The organism is Streptomyces litchfieldiae (assembly GCF_031845365.1).
In the GTDB taxonomy this organism is placed as follows: domain Bacteria; phylum Actinomycetota; class Actinomycetes; order Streptomycetales; family Streptomycetaceae; genus Streptomyces; species Streptomyces litchfieldiae.
The window spans coordinates 1-16,562 of record NZ_JAVREL010000004.1; the positions used below are offsets into that span (position 1 = coordinate 1).

Below are 16,562 nucleotides of genomic sequence, written 5' to 3' on the forward strand. Positions count from 1 at the left end.
TCAACCGCCGCCCCGTCCCGCCATCGATCCCCCACCAGACATGGATCAACAACCCCGCCAAGCGACACCAAATCGAACAACAGAGTTCATAGCATCACATTCGTTTCATTTGACTTGACAGGCACCGAAGTCGTCTTCCAGCCCGTGCCGTTTTCTGCTGCTGTGACAGGGAAGGTCCGCCGGGTCGGTGGTCGTGGCCGCTGGATAGGCGGTGATGTTCGTAACGACCGCAGGAGGTGGTGGCCGAGCTTGTGCGGGTGCGCAGATCGTGCGCCGAGGCAGTACCAGCTCGGTGCGTTATCGCCGGGCGATGATGCTGCTGGCGTCCGCCGACGGGAACCGGGTGCCGGTGATCGCTCACTGGTCCAGGCCGACGAGGACACAGTTCGGGAGGTGACCCACCGGTTCAGATCCCCGGCGGCGTGAAGGAACGACAGCCGGCACAGCCCAGCCGCACAGCACGAACCGCGAGGAGTTCCGCATGGACCACCAGGACGTCGACGCCGCCGTGGCAGAGATGCTGCGGATACTCAGCCCTCATACCGCCCAGGACTGGACGGTGCCAGCGGGGCCGCTCGATTGGACCTGCTGGCAGACAGCAGCGCACGTCGCTCACGACCTGCTGGCCTATGCAGGGCAGCTCGCGGCACAGCCCACCGACGCCTACCTCCCCATCGACCTGAACGTCCGCCCCACCGCCTCACCGGCTGAGCTGCTCCAGGCCGTCACCGCCTGCGGCGGGCTGCTCAGCAGCGTGTTGGCCACAGCCAGCCGGACCCTACGTGCCTGGCACTGGGGCCCGTGCGACCCCGAGGGGTTCGCGGCGATGGGCGTTGCCGAAGCCCTGCTGCACACCCACGACATCACGCAGGGACTGTCCGTGGACTGGCTGCCACCGGCACCGCTGAGCGCAGCCGTACTCAACCGGCTCTTCCCCGCCGCCCCGCCCGGAGACCCCACCCAGGTGCTTCTCTGGTGCACCGGCCGCGGGGACCTCGACGGCCTTCCCCGCCAAACCTCATGGAGGTGGGAAGCCGCACGACCGGACTGATCGAGCTGACCCCGGCGAACCTTCCCGGTCACAGCACTAGCCTTCTGCGCCGCCCTCGACTTCGCGCAGGTGGTCGATGAGGGCGAGAACAGCTTGGCGGCTGGCGGGGGTGAGGTGGGTAAGGCTTCTGGCGGCTCGTCGAACGTCGTCTTCGGCGAGCGCGTCGAGCAGGTCGGACTGGCTGATGGTGCCGACAGCCGTGGTGATGCGGTCCTCGGCGAGCGCGTTGGCGGCGAGGGCCAGCTCTCGCACGTGGTCGTTCTCAAGTGCGTCGAGCAGCTCCGTTTGGTGGGCCGGGTCCAGGGACTTGAGCCGGAGTGCGGTCTCGCGGGTCTCGTCGTCGCCGAAGTCGTCCAGGAGCCGGAGCTTGCCCAGCAGACTCTGGATAGTGGAGATGTCGACGCCCGGACCGCTGAAGCCTTCGAGTTTGATGTCTCGGACGCCGCCGCGTTTGAGGGCGTGGAGGAGTTCGAGCTCGGACTCCAGTTGCTCGAAGTCGGCCTGCTCGTCGACGAGGTAGGCGACGGGGACGCCGTAGAAACGGGCCAGCGCCTGGAGATGGTGGAGCTTGGGGTTGGTGGTCCGGCCGGTGACCAGTTCCCAGAAGTACGGGCCGGAGATGCTGACGCCGGTGGTCTCGGTGATCTGGCGGGCCGTGATCTCGTAGGACGGCGGGGGTTCGCCCGGCGGGGCCTTCATGTCGCGGAGTCGCTTCAGCTTCTCGCCGAGGGTGCGTCGTCCTGCGGCCGGGGCGTTCTTGCTCGGAACCCGCATGGGTGTGTTGCCTTCTTCCGGTGCCGTTGCCTCCTTCGTCCCGAGGTACCCTATCGCCATTCACAGACGTGGATGACGCATGCGGGGCGTGCCGTCAGCCGACGTCGCTGGTCCCCTCGCTTGCGTGGAGGAAGACCGGCGGTGTCCAGCCGAGGTAGGTGAGTCGCCACCGGCCGCCGGTCAGGTCGTTGAGGGGAACGATGTCGATGCGGCCCGGCGTGGCGATGTCGTTCGTCGCGACTTGGCCGTCGCCGAGGTGGAGGGCGACGTGCCCGGCGTCGTCACCGTTGTCGTAGAACAGCAGAGCGCCGGCGGGAGGGTCCGTACCGTGGGGGTGGGCCGTGCCGGACGCGAGCGCTCTGTCCCAGGCCACGGCGGCGGTGGCCTCGCCCGAGGCGCCCCAGCCGTATGCCTGGGCAACGAACGCCAGGCACCGGCGGTGCCAGACGAGGCTGCCGGACCGCGCTTCCCGGCGGGCGGCGTCGATGGCCTCCTGGCAGGTGCGCGGGTTCGGGCGGGTCAGAGTGAAGTCGCAGTCCGCGGCGTGGGCGGTGCTGCGGAACGCGGCCTGGTAGCGGGGGAAGAGGGCCTTGACCGTGCGGACGTAGTCCCGCGTCTCCGTAAAAGGCGGGAGTCCGGCGAAGGAACGAACGGCGTCGGGCCCGGCGTTGTAGGCGGCCAGGGCGTTGACCACCGGGTCGCTCGGGAGATCGGCCAGCTCGTCGACGAGGTGGCACATGTAACGCGCCTGGGCGTCGATGGCGTCGGCCGGGTCGAAGGGTGAGGGCCGGCCGTTGTCGTCGGCGTCCCGCCCCCACCCGTTCCAGGTGTCATCGGTGAACTGGGCCAGTCCCTTTGCCCCTTGGGGCGAGACGGCCTGAGGGTCCCAGTCGGATTCCGCGTCGATCTGGGCGGCCAGGAGCGGTGCGCTGATCTCGTCGCAGTGCTCGACCGCGGCGATGACGAGGGCGCGGTAGGCGTCGGGAACGGAGGCGTCCTCGGCCAGTCGCGGTGACGACGCGGCGGCCCCTGGCCCTCCGGCTCCGAAGACGATCAGAGCCAACGCCGCGAGAGCGACGAGCGGCACGCCGAGACAGCCGAGTTTCTCCACGCCGGTCCTTCCGTCACCTCGCCCAACCGGGGGTGTCATTCCGGTGGTTCTGTGTCTTTCGCTCCCAGTTGTGCGCCATGGTCCCGACCATAAACGACTGTGAAGGACATTCCCGTGCTCGCACGCTATGGCAGGAGGGTGACCCTTTTGATGTTGATGGCATGCGCGACGGCGTGCGGCATCGGGCCCGACGTTCGTCCGGCTGAGCTCACCGAAAGCATGGAGGCATCTCCTTCGGGGGCGTTCGAGCTGTACGGGGCCTCGATCCCCCGCGACGCCCCCGCCGCCTTCGAAGGCGCCGCTGGCGAGGCGTTGATGACAGCGGCCCGTCTCGCGGTGGCCGTCGATCCGGGCATGCCCGAGACGGTGTGGTCCCCCGCCGTCCGCGTCGCCATTCCGGAGGCCCAACGTGCGACGGTTCTCGCTCAGTTGGCCGCAGAACGCAAGAGCTGGCTCGGGAGGAGGGGTTCGAGGGACCTCTGTCCCCCACGGTGCCGGCCCGGGCCTGGGAACCAGGCATCCGCCTCGTCGGCTTCGACCGTTTCACCGCGCAGGCCGATCGGGCCGAGGTGCGCATCTGGGCGCGCGAAGACCGCAGCCACGCCTGGCTGGAGCGCACCGTGGCGGTCGAACGTGTCGGCGACCGCTGGGTGATGCGTCTGCCGATACCACCCGGCTGGAAGCGCAGCCCCGTTCCCGAAGCCATCGTCCCGTTCTCCGGAGCCTCCGGCCCCGGCCTGAGCAGCAAGGAACCCAGCGTGGCCGACACCGTGCGCGAGGAGCCGCTGACCGAGGCATCGTTCCGCTCCTCGGCGGCCAGCCGCCTGACCACGTCGCCGACCGCGGTCCCCCAACGACCGGTCGGCCACGGGGACTTCGCCGCCTCGCTGCGGCGGCACACGCGATCGGCGGCTCCCCGCTGGGGGTGGCGTGGACGCGTTCACCGCCTGAGCGAGGGTCGCCTGTCCCCGGCACCGTGCGCCGCCGAGCAAGAGTGGAACAACGCACTGCGGGCCGTGCAGATGTCGTTCGCCGGGCCGCGCACCATCGTCTTCGTCAATCCGAAGGGCGGGGCGTCGAAGACCACGGCCACACTGATGGCCGGCCGGACCTTCGGCGTGCACCGCGGCGGCGGCGTGGTGGCGATCGACAACAACGAGACACGTGGCACGCTCGGCGAACGCTCACTCCCCGCCGGACACGCCAACACCGCGCGCGAACTCCTCGACCAACTGCACACGTTCGAGACCACGGCGGCCCGGCTCGGGGACCTCGGGGCGTTCATCCGCGGTCAGGGCCCGGCGCACTTCGACGTGCTGGCCAGCGACGAACAGCCCGAGGTCACCGGGCAGATCGACGCCCCGGCCTTCGCGCGGCTGCACGAGCTGTTCCGCCGCTACTACCAACTGATCCTCGTGGACTCCGGCAACAACATCCGAGCGTCCAACTGGCTGGCCGCCGCGCGGCAGGCAGACCTGATCGCGATCACGACGACGATTCGCGAGGACACGGCGTCGGCCGCGTTGTGGATGGCCGATGCACTGGAACGGGACGTTCTCGGTGCCGGGGCCCTCAAACAGCGGGGCGTGGCGCTGGTGACCGACCCGGCGCCGACTCGCGACGCGGCGCTCCGGGACGTTGTGCTGGGCACGCTGGCCGAACGCTGCGCCACCGCCATGCCCCTCCCCTACGACCCGGCGCTGGCGAGCGGCGGGCCGGTCGACCACACGCGGCTGAAGCCCGCGACCCACACCGCGTGGCTGTACGCCTGCGCGGCGATGGCATCCGTGCTGTCCACGCTCCCGGAAGGGCGGTCTCTCCATGTATCTGGCTGAGGAGTTCAACCCGTTCGAGGGGATCAGCCCCAGCTTCGGGCCGTTCGCGCCGCTGCTGGAGTCGAAGTTCGGCATGTTCCTGGCACTGGCCTGGCTGATCGGCTTCTTCGTCTGCGCGTACTTCCTCGTCGAGGCAATCGCTCGTGCCGCGAAATCGCGGCGTCAGGGGCTCGCGGGCGATCTCGACGAGACCCGCGGGGAACTGGTGCGCGTCGGCGCGGCCACCATCGGCATGGCCTCGCTTCCCGTGCTCTACACCATCCTGGTCAGCGCCTGAGTGAGGAATCCGCTGATGAACACGCGTATGGACTGCGCGCCTCCTCAGATGCCGGGCCGGGACGGCGAACGCGGGGCGGCCGGCCGCCGGTGAAAGGTGACGGCGGTGGTGACCGGGGGCGTTCTCCTTGTGGCCGCGGTGGTCACATTCGGGCTGTGGGAGGGGCGGCCGACGAAGGCCGGCCGGGACGATGGCTCGGTGTCCGAGCCGCCTCGGGGGGACGCCACCGCGGCCGGCCAGCGAGCCACCCGCAGCGTCTCCGGGCTGCCGCGCGGCTTCCCCCGGTCGGAGGTTGGGGCGGTGGAGGCCGGAGTCTCCTACGTCGCCTCGATCCCCGAGGTGCACCGCATGACCTCCGCCGACCGATGGGCGTACACGCACGACGCCATGCTCGACCCGCCCTCGAAGGCCAGGCTCGACGCGGACGCCGCCGCCTCTCCCTTGAGAAGTGCCGCCTCGGACTGCCACCCCGAACTGGGCGCCTACCGCGTCCTGGCAGCCTCACCGGACCAAGCGCTGGTGGACTACTGGATGCCCTGCCTGATGGGAACCGCCGACACTCACATGCGGTGGCAGATGGGGCGCATGGCACTGCGGTGGGACGCGGACGACTGGCGCGTCGCCGAGATGACGAGAGGCCCGTTCGACCAGTTGGTCACTCCTGCCGAGCAGGGGAATCCGGTCACGACGTTCGCCGAGCGGCTGGAACTGCTGGGGGATGGCTGGGAACTGTTCGCGGACGCCACCGACGAGTGGCCCGTTGGACCGCCGGCCGGAGGTGTGTGGTGACCGGCCGCCGGGCCAGTGTGTCGCGGCGCATGGCCTTCGGCGTGCTCCTCGGAGTGCTGCTGACCTTGACGTGCGCGAGCCCGGCGGTCGCAGCGGACGAGGGCGGGAACGAGTGCGAGGACGCGCTGTTGGGGCAGTGGGCCTGCGAGCGGCTCAACGAGATCCCCGGGGTGTCCTCCCTCTACGGATACGTCGGCGACGTCCACCGTTCCAAGGTCGACGCCGTGACGGGCGCCCTCGGGGACATCGTGCCGGACGACTTCGTGGAGGAGTGGGTCAAGGGCATGGCCGAGTCGACGGTCAGCCTCCTGTCCTACATCCAGGGCCTGGGCGAGCAGGTGACCCAGCCGGCGTTCGACCAGCAGTGGTGGGCCTCCCAGTACGCCACCAGCTTCGGCTTCTCGCTGCTCCTGCTCGCGGTGATGCTGGTCTGGATCACGGCGCGGTTCGCCGCGTCCGGTTCCTCCGCCACCGCCGCGGATCTCCTGCGGCAGTCCGGGTGGCGCGCGGTGTTCGTCGTGCCGCTGATCGCGGCCGGGCCGCTGATCCTGCTCGAAGCCCAGTTGGCCGCGAACGAGGTGGCGCGCGCCTTCGCCGATCAGGGCAGGGAGCACGCCGGGAGCGCCGTCGAAAGCCTGATGGACCTCATCGTCGAACAGGCCGGGGACTGGGGGGTGTTCGGCGGAACGGTACTGGCTCTGCTGCTCTTCCTGTGCATCCTCTGCCTGGGTTTGGTAACGCTGATCGAGCTGGCCGTTGCCCAGTGGGGGCTCCATCTGGCCGCCCTGCTGGTCCCGTTGGTGCTGGTCGCGTGGGTGTATCCGCCGTGGTCCGCCGCGCTGCGGCGGCTGGCGTCGCTGCTCGGCGGCCTGATGCTGCTGCCCGCGTTCATCTACTTCTTCTTCAACACCGTCTGGTCGGCGTTCGATTCGGTCCTGCACGACCGGCCGGATGACGACGGGCTCAGCGTGCTGCTGTTCCTGGTCGTCGGACTGCTGATGATCGACGCCTTCCCGATGGTCGTGATGTGGCTCATGTCGCTGGCGGCGCCGATGGGCGGGGCCATGGACCCCGGGGTGCGAGGAGCGCTCGCGCACCCGTCGGCGGGAGAGATGGTCGCCTCGGTCGTCGAGCGCTTCGAGGCCCGCGCCAGCCGGATCGGCACCTCGCAGGCCGTCGGTGGCGCCGATGAGGGAACGGACGAGAACGCGGAGGACGCCGACGATTCTGGTGCCGCCGACCGGCAGGCGGCGAACGTCGCCGCGCGTACGTCAGGCGATCTGGCCCGGCGCGACCACAGCTCGGCGAGCGATCACCCGATGGGTGCCGACCCGGCGAACTCTGCCGCGTCCGTGCCATCGCCCGGAGGCGCCGATCCCACGGGGCGCTCCAACACCGGGGAAGCAACCACCGAGGAAAAGGAAGTGGACCGATGAGCACGGCGGAGCGGACCTATGTGCTCGGGGGCGAGACGCGCCGGCGTTCCGTGTTCGGGGCAGTGACGCCCGTCCAGGTGGCCATCGGTGCGGTGTACCTGGCGGTGTGGTTGCTCCTGCTGATCAGCACCCGATCCCTCGTCGTCCTGATCGCGGGCCTCCTCGGCGCCGGAGCCGGCTGGTTCCTCCTGCGGCGCGCCACCGCCGAAGGGGATTCCTGGGGCGCCGGGCTGGTGGACAAGGCCGAGTGGCGCATGGCGAGCAAGGCCGGGCGCCGGCCCGACTACGTGCCGGGGCTCGCCCCGCCGCCGGAGGTCGGCGAGATCCGCCTCCTCACCTATGCGCCCACCTCCTCCCCCGGTTCCCCGATGGCCCTGATCCACCACCGCGACCATGCGAGCCGCTCCTGGACCAGCGGCCATCTGACGGCCACCTTCGAGATCACCGGCGGTGGCGACGGCCTGCTGCCCACCCGGGCGGTCAACGCCGCCGGGTACCTGTTCGAGCGGCTGCTGGGCGGCCTGGCCGGGGCGAACCTTCCCGTGGACCAGGTGGACGTGTGCACCCGCGTGCTGCCGGTCCATCCCGATTCCTACCGGGCCCACATGGATGGTCTGCTCGCCCCCGGCACGCCGTCTCGGCTGCGGCGCTCCATGAGCGAACTGGCCGGTTACGTGGCGGGGACCACCGAGGAGTACCGCAGCTTCGCCACCGTGCGGATGCCCCTGGCACGGCTCGCCGAACGGAGCCCCGCGCCGGCCGACGACGAGGCGTTGTGCGCGGAGGCGTTCAACGTCCTCGGCGATGTGGTCGGACGGGTCGGGCGCGCCGGCCACCCGCTGCGCGGTTCTGGGGCCGCGGCGGCTGGGCGCGTTGATCCGCCACCTGCACGATCCGGACCTGGACATCGACGAGCTCGACGGCATCGAGTCCGTTCTCGACGGCTGGTCCCAGACGCGTACTCCGGGCCGCGACTGGGTGCGCACCGAGGGCGTGCACCGGCCCTGGTTCCACGCCGTGGCCTCGGTGCCGCGCGACGCGTGGCCGTTGCAGCCGGTCACCGCCCGCTGGATGGAGCACCTGGTCACCGGCATCCACCCGGCCACCATCCGGACCGTTCAGGTGCAGTGGCGCCTGGTGCCAAAGGTGCTGGCCCGGGAACGCGCCCGGCTGGCCCTGACGTACGACACCGCCGACCGGCATGGCGAACGCCGCCGCGGTCAGGTGTCGACGGGCGTGAGCGAGGCGTCCATGTCCTCCTCCCGCCGCGTGCTCCAGGATCTGCTGACACCGGTGGTCGGCGGAACGCACCCGGCCGTGCGCCTGCACCTTTCCGCGCCCAGCACCACCGAACTCGCCGCCGCGCGCGTGCGGTTGGTCGCGGCGGCCGAGGACGGCGGCGTGACGCGGCTGCGCTGGCACGCCCACCGGCACCACCAGGCGCTGCTCACCGCGCTGCCGCTGGCCAGGGGGATCAAGGCATGACGGCGACCGAACCTTTGGCACCGTCCCGTCCGGGTCGGCGCGGCCGCCTGCGCGAGCTCCTGGGGCGCGGCGAGCTGGCCGAGGAGACCATCTTCACCTCGACGCGACAGGCCGCGGCCCTCAACCCCGCCGTCGTCGGCACCCACCCCGCGTTGGCCGGGCCCATCACCGGCGTCGACCTGGCGACCGGCCAGCCGGTCACCACCGACCCGCACGCGCTGTATGCCCAGGGCCGGATCACCAGCCCCAACGTCCTGGTGCTGGGCGACATCTCGTCGGGGAAGTCGTCGCTGGTCAAGACGCAGTACTGCGTTCGGCAGGTGGCGTGCGGGAAGCAGGTCGTCGTGCTGGACCGGAAGAACCAGCAGGGCCGTGGCGAGTACGAGCGGGCGGCGGCGGAGTGCCGGGTCACGCCGGTGCGTTTCGCCCGCACCGGCGGCACCGCCATCAACCTCCTGGACCCCGCATCTCCACCACCTCCGAATCCGGCGGCGACGGGCGTGTGGGGCAGGACCGACTGCTGCTGATGGTCGCCGAACACGCCCACGAACGCCGCCTCACCTCTCGCCAGCGCTACGCCCTGCGCACCGCCCACGCCACCGCCCTGCACCGCGCCCGCGCCGAGGGCCGGATCGCGACCCTCCACGATGTCGTTATCGCCCTGTACGACCCGGCGCCCGACGCCATTCCGCGCCCCCACCTGAACGACGAGGGCATCGTCACCCGCCGCGCGGTCATCGAATGGGGGCTGGACCTGGCCCTGGGCCTTGAACGGTTCATCACCGGCGACCTCTCCGGCCTCATCGACCGCACCACCAGCGAGGATTTGGACCTCGACGCGCCGCTGATCGTGTTCGACACCTCGGCCCTGCCGGAGGATTCCCCGGCGCTGTCGCTGGTGATGGCGCTGGTGGCGACCTTCCTGTCCGCGGTCTGGGCCCACCGGGACGGGCAGCGGCTGATCATCCTGGAGGAGGGCTACCACACCGCCCGGCTGGAGAAGGTGGCCTCCGTGCTGCGTTCGCTGGCGAAACGCGGCCGGGGCATCGGGCTGTCGTTCATCACGGTCGTCCATCACATCAGTGACATCCGCGAGGACTCCGACGCCATGTCCCTGATCCGCGAGGCCGGCATCGTGCACATCTACCGGCAGTCCCGCGAGGACGACGCGGAACAGGCACTGCGGCAGTTCCGCCTCCCGACCGCACTCAGCGGGCAGTTGGGAGCTCTCGCACAAGGCGTGCACGTGCTGCGCATCGGCCACGAGCCGGCCCGGATGGTCCAGCACCTGCGAACGCCACTCGAAGTCGAGATCACGGACACCGACCAGGCGATGACCGGTCGCCGACGAGTGGCGGAGACGGCGTGACCGTTCTTGCCGTCGTCGGTGTCCTCCTGCTCCTCGGGCTGGTCGTCACGGCCGGTTTCCTGCGCGGCTACCTCTCCCATCGACCGACCGCCGGCGTCCGCCACGCCACCGAGCACGCCGGGTTCGCCACCCCGGAGCACGTGATGAACGACCTGTCCGAAGCCGCCGTACGCCGGGCCGGCGCCCAGGTACGGCCCGCACTGCACGCCGCCGAAGAGAGGAACGTCCCATGACCGTTGATCCAGGAACTCGCCATCGGCCGCCGAGTACGGCTACTTCCTCGGCTACGCGACCCGGCCGGAGTGCGGGCGGCTGGAGTTGTTCGCGCGCTACGACCAGGCTCTGCGGGTGATTGGTCCGATGGGCTCGGGCAAGACGTTCCGCTTTCTGGCCCGCCTGTTGCACGACGTTCCCGGCCCGGCGCTGGCCACCTCGACCAAGCCCGACCTCATCGAACTCACCCTCGGCGCACGCCGTCGCCGGGGCCCGGTCGCCACCCTCGACCCACAGGAACTCGTCCCCGGCCAGGAGCCGTTGCGCTGGTCACCGATCCACGGCGCGGAGGACACCCTGACCGCCGAGCTGCGCGGGCGGGCGTTCATCGCCGGCACCCGCACCCGGGTCTCCGGAACGCAGGACGAAGGGGCGGCGCACTACCGGCATCTGGCCGGCACCTGGCTGTCCTGCCTCATCCACGCCGCCGCGCTGGACGGCGCGACATGGCGCCACGTCCTGCGCTGGGCCAAACGCCCCACCGACCCCGCGCCCCGCCGCATCCTCCAGCACCATCCAGGTGCCGGGCCGGAGTGGGCCGAAAGCCTGCTGGACGCCACGACCGGGGACGACCGCGCCGTCGGCAACACCCGCTCAACGCTCGCCAACGCCCTGGCGGCGTTCGCGCACCAGCCGGTCATCGACACCGTCGACATGCCGCCCGAACACGCCACCGACATCGAGGAACTGCTCGACGCCAACGGAACGCTCTACCTCCTCGGCAAGGACAGCGCCCACAGCACCATCTCCCCACTGGTGACCGCCATCACCGAAGACGTCCTGGACCGCGCCGAACAACTCGCGGTCACCAGACCCCACCGGCGCCTCGACCCGCCCCTGGTCGCCGCGCTCGACGAGGCACCCAACATCGCTCCCCTCCCCTCCCTGCGCCAACGCGTCGCCGACGGACGGGGCCGAGGGCTGTGCATGATCTACCTGGTGCAGGGCTGGGCCGCGGCCGAGTCCCGCTTCGGACGCGACGTCGCCAAGGAACTGGCCGCGATCACCAACAACACTCTCGTCCTCGGCGGCTCCCACGACATCGGCCTGCTCAAGGACCTCCAGGAACTCTGCGGCACGACCGAGGTCTTCAAAACGTCCGTCACCCTCAACCGAGACACCCGAGGCCACGGCCGCGCCACGGGAACGAGCCGCTCCATCAGCCACGACCGCGAACCCGTCCTGCGCAGCCACGAGATCCAGCACCTCGACGTCGCGGCCGGCCAGGCTCTGCTCCTTGCCGGAAACCTCCCACCCGTCCTCGTCGAGCTCCCCCTGCTGTCCGAGCATTCCGACTGGCCACGGATCGTGCGCGAGATCGAAGAAGTACGCACGCTCGCCGACGCCACGCGCGGCAGAAGACGAGTACAGCGGCACCTCACCCGACGCCTTCACCACGACGCCTGGCAGAAGAGGAGCGAGACATGAGTCGACTGCCGCCGTGGCCTCCCCTCCCGGAGGTCGTCCGGACGCTGATGGAAGAGCTCCAGGGCGAGCAGTTCGCCCTGGACGGCCCTCGGGAGTCGCCGCCGCGCCCCTGGGACCTCTGCTCTCTGGCCGGGGCGATCGAAGATGCCGTCTGGCTCTGGCTCGACGAGGTGGCCCAGTGGCTCAACCGCACCTACGGCTGGACCGACGAGCAGGTCATCCCCGCCTGCTGGCACCAACATGAGGCAATCGCCCACGACCTGGCCGCACTGGCCTTCAGCCGCATCGACGTCTACTCCGCGTCCTCGGCGGCGTTCGTCGGCCGTTGGCACGCCGACATGGAGGACTTCCACCGAAGAATGACGCTCAGCCTCGGCCTCAACTCCCCCTGCCGCCACAGCCACCACGGCGAGTCGCCCCCGCGGTACACGGCCGAAATGGCCAACCGGGCAATGAGCGACCGGACTTCGCAGACGGGAGAGTGAAGTTCTTCCTCGACACCCGCATGCCCACTGGTCGGTGCTCCTTCCGCCGCCCGCTGCCCAGGCCCCTCATGCCCGATATCGGCGATGAGGGCCGTGAGCGCCCCGCAGGAATCCGCCCGCTCGGGAGAGAGCTTGGCCCGCCTTGCCCAGCGGTCCGGCTGGGCCCGCTCGCCCTCGGCCAGGACCAGGCCCCGACCGATAGGGCCCTCCACGAGGGCCGGGTGCGGCGTCGAAGGCCGCGACGTCGGCCCGGGGGTCGCCGGGTGGAACGGCGTGGAGGCGTTCTTGGGCACGGCCAGCGACGCGTTGAGCATGGCCGCCTCCTCGCCCGCCCCGGCCGCGTCAGTCGCGGCACAGGCGAAGAGCCGGGTCTCCGGCGTCTCGTGGAGAGGGTCTGGGCTGCGCAATGCCACTCGGCCGCGATAGGTCTGGTCGAGCCACCGCACGGCCCGCTGCCGAGGGTCGCTCATTGCGGGCCCTCGAGCTGCTCCACGTAGTCGATCACGGGCCGAGCCGAGGGCGGAAAATGCGGCTGGGAGCCATCCTTGGGCACCATGAGCACGCGCGTCATGGGCGCCTTGGTCATGTCGCCGGTGTCCAGATGTTCCTGAGTATCGAAAGCCACGGCCCAGATGGTCCGATATTCCTTCGTCAAATTCGGAAGCATGACGAAGGTGTATCCCTCCCCCTCGTACACGTTCTGCAGATGCTCCAGTGCGACCCGCAGCGCTTCCTTGCACGAAATCATGTGGGTGCCCCCTCGTAGATTCCGGAATGCCATCGACGGAGTTGGGACGCGTTCTTCGCCCCTCCCACTCTCCGCACCGAAATAACATCCCCCCGCCTACCTGAACGCCGTGGCCGCCGAACTCCACGGACGACCCGTCGTGTTCTGGACTACCGCACCCCAGCCGAAGCCTTCACCGAGCTCCTGACCAGCTCCATTGCTTCGACCGACTGACACTGCCCCCTCCTCGGATTCCGGACTGTGGCATCACCCGGCGGATGGCCACGGCGGGTGCTACTTCTTCGTCCCGTCGGTTCCGGGGCAGGACGCGTTCAGCCGTAGTACTTCACGACTTTCGAGGGGGCGGTTCGCTCCTTGAGCCATTCACGCCTGATACTTCCTGAAACGAGCGCAAATTCTTCCGGGCTCATAGAAGCGTCTTCGGCCTCGGATGCACCGCTAGCAGTGGATGGCTGCATGTTGCCATCCTCGAGAGAAAGTTGCATGTCCCCTGCTGGTTCCCCCGTAGATGTGGAGGAAAAGATTTCACCGCTTTCGATATCGAGAACGAGATAAGCGAAGCGTTCTCCGCCGTCCATAATGACGCGGTAGGAGTGGGTATCATTCGTGCTCTTGATGAGTTGGGCAAGGAACGACATCATCATGAAAAAGAGATCCTCATCTATCAGCGCCGCCGGAAGCCGATCCCGTCGCGGGAGGGAGCCTCACCATCCCAGGCCAGACCGGCATCGATGGCTGCCCGGTGGGCTTCACTATAGCTGGGGTTGCCTGTGTCACGCATATAGTTCGACTCGTACAGTTCATGGCGCAAAAGCGTAATGTCCTCCGGGTGTGGATTACCCTCGCGAAGACGCAGCCAGGCTTCTGCCATTCTCGGATTGGATTGGAATCTAGCCATCTCGGCTGGCTCGCCGTAGGCCACGTAGCTGTCCAGCAGATGCTCCTCCTCGAATACGTGAGACTTGATCTGAGCTATGTCGTCTCTGGTGAAGCCGTATTCTGCCACGTTGGCGGCAATAGTATCGACGTCGTCGGTAGCGCGAATCGAGTCGTATACCTCGTCGGCCCAAGCCGAGTCGAAGTCGTTTGTGTTGCGAGCTGAGCGAATCTCACCTCCGGTCTGGCGTCCGGGCGGGAGGACATCGTCGGCACTCCGGCGAAGCCCGTTGGCCATTTCCCGCAGGCCGCCACGGGCCAAGGCCCGCATGCCGACGGCGAGGCCGCCGAGGGTGGTCAGGCCCTTCATCCCCGGAATACAGTCCAGGGCTGGAAAGGCGACGTCGAAGAGGGATGCTCTGCCTTGTGCGTATTTGATGAGGGTGTCGGCGAGGACGACGAGGGCGGCCGCGAGGACGATCCATGCCAGCGGGCCGCCGATGATCATCACGACGATGCCGAGGACGGCGACGACCAGTTTGCAGACGTCGACGAAGGTGTCCCAGTTCTCCGTGACCCAGTTGACGGCGTCCTCCCACCAGCTGCGGTTCTGGATCCCGGCGTCGGAGGCGGCGTCGATGTCACGGGCGCATTCGCGGGCGGCCTCCTCGCGCAGCTCCCGCGCCTGCCCGGCCAGTTCGCGGGCGGCGGCGAGGCGCTGCTCGGCCGCGTCCACGCGGGACTGGGCCGCACCGGCCGCCGCTTCGGCGGCCTGGTGGTCGCGCATCGCGTCACGGACGGCCTGCTCATCCGGCGGCTCCGCCGCAGAGCTTTCGCCTTCGTCCTGGAGGCGTTCGGCCTCCTCCCCGGCCCGCGAGACCCAGTCCTGCGCGTCGCCCAACTCACTCTGCGCGGCACGGAGATCGTCCTGGGCGGCGATCGCGCTCTCCAAGGCGCGGTCCGCCATGCCCTGCGCGTTCTCCAGCCTCGGCCACTAACGCGCCAGCGCGTCCGCCGCCATGTCATACGACGTCCGGAGCTTGGTCAGATTCTCCGGCACCCCGTCGAACTCCGTACGGAACGCGTCCGCCGACAACCCCGACCAGTCCGCCACCGCCCGGTCCGAGGCCATCCCCCGGATCTCGCCCAGCGCCTCACCGACATCATCGGCGAACTCCTAGAGGTCCTCCGCCAGCTCCCGGACCTCCTCCGGATGACCCGGAGCGGGATCCGAGTCCATGTCAACGCTACTCCAGTCAGACGGACGTGCCACGATCTTCCCCCCACGGTGATCAAGCTACGTGCGATGCCCGACTGTACGGTAATCGCCGCGTCACACCGGGTTCAACGGTCATAAGGTCACGGCCCCTTGACGGTTTCCCCGGCTCGTCGGCCAACCTCGCCGAAGGCGCCCCTGCAACGTGACGTCACTCGGCACCGTCCTCTGCACCGTCCCACCAGGACAACCAGGCCGCCCTTCGAAGGCGTTCACCCGCGCCCAGACCCGCGCCATCATCGAAGCCACCCAGGACGACCGGCTCCACGCCTACCTCGTCCTCTCCCTCCTCACCGGAGCACGCACAGAAGAGCTCCGCGCACTGACCTGGGACAACGTCGACCTGGAAGGAGACCCACAGACAGACCCACCCGTCCCGCCGCACTTCGCAGTCTGGCGCTCCGTCCGCCGCAGCGGCGACACCAAAACCCACCGCTCCCGCCGAACCCTCGCGCTGCCCACCCGCTGCGTCACCGCACTCACCATCCACCGCACCAGACAGCAACACGAATACCGATCCGCCGGACTCCACTGGCGGGAGACCGGGCTCGTCTCCACCACCACCGTCGGTACCCCCATGGACGCCGCCAACGTCCGCCGCGCCTTCCGCCGTGCCCTGGCCAAGGTCGCCGGCATCGACCCCGCCGAATGGACACCCCGCGAGGTACGGCCCACCTTCGTCACCGTGCTCTCCGACGACGGCGTCACCAGCGACAAGATCGCGCCCCTCGTCGGCCACACCAGCACATCCACCACGGAGAGGATCTATCGAAAGCAGATCCAGCCCGTCGTCCAGACCGGCGCCACCGCCATGAACCGCACCCACGACAAAGGGGCCGCTTCCCTTTCGGGAAGCAGCCCCTGACCTGTGGAGCTAAGGAGAATTGAACTCCTGACCTCTTGCATGCCATGCAAGCGCTCTACCAACTGAGCTATAGCCCCTGGGTGGTCCGCCTCGGGCTTCCCCTCGGCGGCGATGCCTACTCTACACGGGCCCCCGGGACGTTTGCCAAATCGGTTCTCGGACTCCGGGCGGGGGACCCGGTCAGACGCTGGCGAACGAGTAGAACCGCTTCAGCGCGCAGTGCTCGTCCAGCAGCCGGCCGTAGATCGGCTCGCCCTCCAGCTCCCGGTAGACCTCGATCGGGTCGCCCTTGATGATCAGCGCCCGGGCGCACTCCACGCACCAGTACTGATAGGCGACGTTGACCGGCTGGAGATCGCGGACGATGGGCGTTCCCGCTCCGCACCAGTCGCACTTCCTGCTGTGGGCACCCATGCGCGATCAGCTCCACCCTCGGTTGTGGGCCGTGCACACGTGGCATACCCCTCCGTCGAGCCGGGTGATG

At 69.4% G+C, this 16,562-nt stretch carries 19 protein-coding genes, 1 tRNA gene and 1 pseudogene; 13 read left to right on the forward strand and 8 right to left on the reverse strand.

Features of this window, described 5'->3' with window-relative positions:
- Positions 1–214 precede the first annotated feature (214 nt).
- Together RM590_RS08715 and RM590_RS08720 are read left to right on the forward strand one after the other, a co-directional pair.
- Positions 215–408 (forward strand): annotated as a pseudogene (locus RM590_RS08715) (hypothetical protein); the annotation flags it as partial.
- Positions 409–481: 73 nt separating this feature from the next.
- The gene (locus tag RM590_RS08720; protein ID WP_311703849.1) at positions 482–1,051 is read left to right on the forward strand and encodes a maleylpyruvate isomerase N-terminal domain-containing protein; all 570 of its coding nucleotides are present in this window, start codon (positions 482–484) and stop codon (positions 1,049–1,051) included.
- A 36-nt stretch (positions 1,052–1,087) separates the two neighbouring features.
- Here RM590_RS08720 and RM590_RS08725 read toward each other — a convergent pair whose 3' ends face one another.
- Both RM590_RS08725 and RM590_RS08730 read right to left on the reverse strand, forming a co-directional pair.
- Positions 1,088–1,825: a helix-turn-helix domain-containing protein gene (locus tag RM590_RS08725; protein ID WP_311703850.1), complete on the reverse strand. Its 738-nt coding sequence runs from the start codon at positions 1,823–1,825 to the stop codon at positions 1,088–1,090.
- 94 nt (positions 1,826–1,919) lie between these two features.
- Complete coding sequence (locus tag RM590_RS08730) at positions 1,920–2,936, reverse strand: transglycosylase SLT domain-containing protein (protein ID WP_311703851.1); 1,017 nt, start codon at positions 2,934–2,936, stop codon at positions 1,920–1,922.
- A 491-nt stretch (positions 2,937–3,427) separates the two neighbouring features.
- On the opposite strand from RM590_RS08730, the gene RM590_RS08735 reads away from it, so the two are divergent.
- The 10 genes from RM590_RS08735 to RM590_RS08780 all read left to right on the forward strand — a co-directional run bounded on the left by RM590_RS08735 (position 3,428) and on the right by RM590_RS08780 (position 12,313).
- A complete protein-coding gene (locus tag RM590_RS08735; RefSeq protein ID WP_311703852.1) occupies positions 3,428–4,771 on the forward strand; it encodes a MinD/ParA family ATP-binding protein in 1,344 nt (447 codons plus the stop codon).
- Positions 4,758–5,048 carry a hypothetical protein gene (locus tag RM590_RS08740; protein ID WP_311703853.1) on the forward strand — a complete coding sequence of 97 codons (291 nt, stop codon included), beginning with the start codon at positions 4,758–4,760 and terminating at the stop codon, positions 5,046–5,048. The genes RM590_RS08735 and RM590_RS08740 overlap by 14 nt, the downstream gene beginning before the upstream one ends.
- A gap of 198 nt (positions 5,049–5,246) precedes the next feature.
- The gene (locus RM590_RS08745) at positions 5,247–5,837 is read left to right on the forward strand and encodes a hypothetical protein (protein WP_311703854.1); all 591 of its coding nucleotides are present in this window, start codon (positions 5,247–5,249) and stop codon (positions 5,835–5,837) included.
- Positions 5,834–7,273, forward strand: a complete 1,440-nt coding sequence (locus RM590_RS08750; RefSeq protein WP_311703855.1) for a hypothetical protein — start codon at positions 5,834–5,836, stop codon at positions 7,271–7,273. Before RM590_RS08745 ends, RM590_RS08750 begins: the two co-directional genes overlap by 4 nt.
- 804 nt (positions 7,274–8,077) lie before the next feature.
- A complete protein-coding gene (locus RM590_RS08755) occupies positions 8,078–8,758 on the forward strand; it encodes a hypothetical protein (RefSeq protein ID WP_311703856.1) in 681 nt (226 codons plus the stop codon).
- Positions 8,755–9,285 (forward strand): hypothetical protein, encoded by a 531-nt coding sequence (locus tag RM590_RS08760; protein WP_311703857.1) that lies wholly within the window; start codon positions 8,755–8,757, stop codon positions 9,283–9,285. The genes RM590_RS08755 and RM590_RS08760 overlap by 4 nt, the downstream gene beginning before the upstream one ends.
- Positions 9,261–10,127: a hypothetical protein gene (locus RM590_RS08765; protein WP_311703858.1), complete on the forward strand. Its 867-nt coding sequence runs from the start codon at positions 9,261–9,263 to the stop codon at positions 10,125–10,127. Before RM590_RS08760 ends, RM590_RS08765 begins: the two co-directional genes overlap by 25 nt.
- Positions 10,124–10,360 carry a hypothetical protein gene (locus RM590_RS08770; RefSeq protein ID WP_311703859.1) on the forward strand — a complete coding sequence of 79 codons (237 nt, stop codon included), beginning with the start codon at positions 10,124–10,126 and terminating at the stop codon, positions 10,358–10,360. The genes RM590_RS08765 and RM590_RS08770 overlap by 4 nt, the downstream gene beginning before the upstream one ends.
- A 115-nt stretch (positions 10,361–10,475) precedes the next feature.
- Positions 10,476–11,828, forward strand: coding sequence for a type IV secretory system conjugative DNA transfer family protein (locus RM590_RS08775; RefSeq protein WP_311703860.1), 1,353 nt, complete (start codon positions 10,476–10,478; stop codon positions 11,826–11,828).
- A complete protein-coding gene (locus RM590_RS08780) occupies positions 11,825–12,313 on the forward strand; it encodes a hypothetical protein (RefSeq protein ID WP_311703861.1) in 489 nt (162 codons plus the stop codon). Before RM590_RS08775 ends, RM590_RS08780 begins: the two co-directional genes overlap by 4 nt.
- A 466-nt stretch (positions 12,314–12,779) precedes the next feature.
- On the opposite strand, the gene RM590_RS08785 is transcribed toward RM590_RS08780, so the two are convergent.
- The 4 genes from RM590_RS08785 to RM590_RS08800 all read right to left on the reverse strand — a co-directional run bounded on the left by RM590_RS08785 (position 12,780) and on the right by RM590_RS08800 (position 15,069).
- Positions 12,780–13,061 (reverse strand): YrhB domain-containing protein, encoded by a 282-nt coding sequence (locus tag RM590_RS08785; protein WP_311703862.1) that lies wholly within the window; start codon positions 13,059–13,061, stop codon positions 12,780–12,782.
- A 311-nt stretch (positions 13,062–13,372) separates the two neighbouring features.
- Positions 13,373–13,705, reverse strand: coding sequence for a hypothetical protein (locus RM590_RS08790; protein ID WP_311703863.1), 333 nt, complete (start codon positions 13,703–13,705; stop codon positions 13,373–13,375).
- A gap of 20 nt (positions 13,706–13,725) precedes the next feature.
- Positions 13,726–14,904, reverse strand: a complete 1,179-nt coding sequence (locus RM590_RS08795; protein ID WP_311703864.1) for a hypothetical protein — start codon at positions 14,902–14,904, stop codon at positions 13,726–13,728.
- A 27-nt stretch (positions 14,905–14,931) separates the two neighbouring features.
- Entirely contained in the window at positions 14,932–15,069 is a 138-nt protein-coding gene (locus RM590_RS08800) for a hypothetical protein (RefSeq protein WP_311703865.1), read from the reverse strand.
- Between the two features lie 289 nt (positions 15,070–15,358).
- Here RM590_RS08800 and RM590_RS08805 point away from each other — a divergent pair, with 289 nt between their 5' ends.
- A complete protein-coding gene (locus tag RM590_RS08805) occupies positions 15,359–16,078 on the forward strand; it encodes a site-specific integrase (protein WP_311703866.1) in 720 nt (239 codons plus the stop codon).
- 4 nt (positions 16,079–16,082) lie between these two features.
- Here the strand turns inward: RM590_RS08805 and RM590_RS08810 are convergent.
- Positions 16,083–16,155: transfer RNA gene (locus RM590_RS08810), tRNA-Ala, on the reverse strand.
- A gap of 103 nt (positions 16,156–16,258) precedes the next feature.
- Positions 16,259–16,492 carry a hypothetical protein gene (locus tag RM590_RS08815; RefSeq protein WP_049575784.1) on the reverse strand — a complete coding sequence of 78 codons (234 nt, stop codon included), beginning with the start codon at positions 16,490–16,492 and terminating at the stop codon, positions 16,259–16,261.
- Positions 16,493–16,562 lie beyond the last annotated feature (70 nt).

Bases quoted from the DNA above. Each gene is read 5' to 3' on its own strand.
- RM590_RS08760 (WP_311703857.1), top strand. From the start codon at position 8,755: ATGACGGCGACCGAACCTTTGGCACCGTCCCGTCCGGGTCGGCGCGGC.
- RM590_RS08740 (WP_311703853.1), top strand. From the start codon at position 4,758: ATGTATCTGGCTGAGGAGTTCAACCCGTTCGAGGGGATCAGCCCCAGC.
- RM590_RS08720 (WP_311703849.1), top strand. From the start codon at position 482: ATGGACCACCAGGACGTCGACGCCGCCGTGGCAGAGATGCTGCGGATA.
- RM590_RS08785 (WP_311703862.1), bottom strand. From the start codon at position 13,061: ATGATTTCGTGCAAGGAAGCGCTGCGGGTCGCACTGGAGCATCTGCAG.
- RM590_RS08800 (WP_311703865.1), bottom strand. From the start codon at position 15,069: ATGGCCTCGGACCGGGCGGTGGCGGACTGGTCGGGGTTGTCGGCGGAC.
- RM590_RS08795 (WP_311703864.1), bottom strand. From the start codon at position 14,904: ATGGCGGACCGCGCCTTGGAGAGCGCGATCGCCGCCCAGGACGATCTC.
- RM590_RS08815 (WP_049575784.1), bottom strand. From the start codon at position 16,492: ATGGGTGCCCACAGCAGGAAGTGCGACTGGTGCGGAGCGGGAACGCCC.
- RM590_RS08755 (WP_311703856.1), top strand. From the start codon at position 8,078: ATGTGGTCGGACGGGTCGGGCGCGCCGGCCACCCGCTGCGCGGTTCTG.
- RM590_RS08790 (WP_311703863.1), bottom strand. From the start codon at position 13,705: ATGATGATGTCGTTCCTTGCCCAACTCATCAAGAGCACGAATGATACC.
- RM590_RS08780 (WP_311703861.1), top strand. From the start codon at position 11,825: ATGAGTCGACTGCCGCCGTGGCCTCCCCTCCCGGAGGTCGTCCGGACG.
- RM590_RS08725 (WP_311703850.1), bottom strand. From the start codon at position 1,825: ATGCGGGTTCCGAGCAAGAACGCCCCGGCCGCAGGACGACGCACCCTC.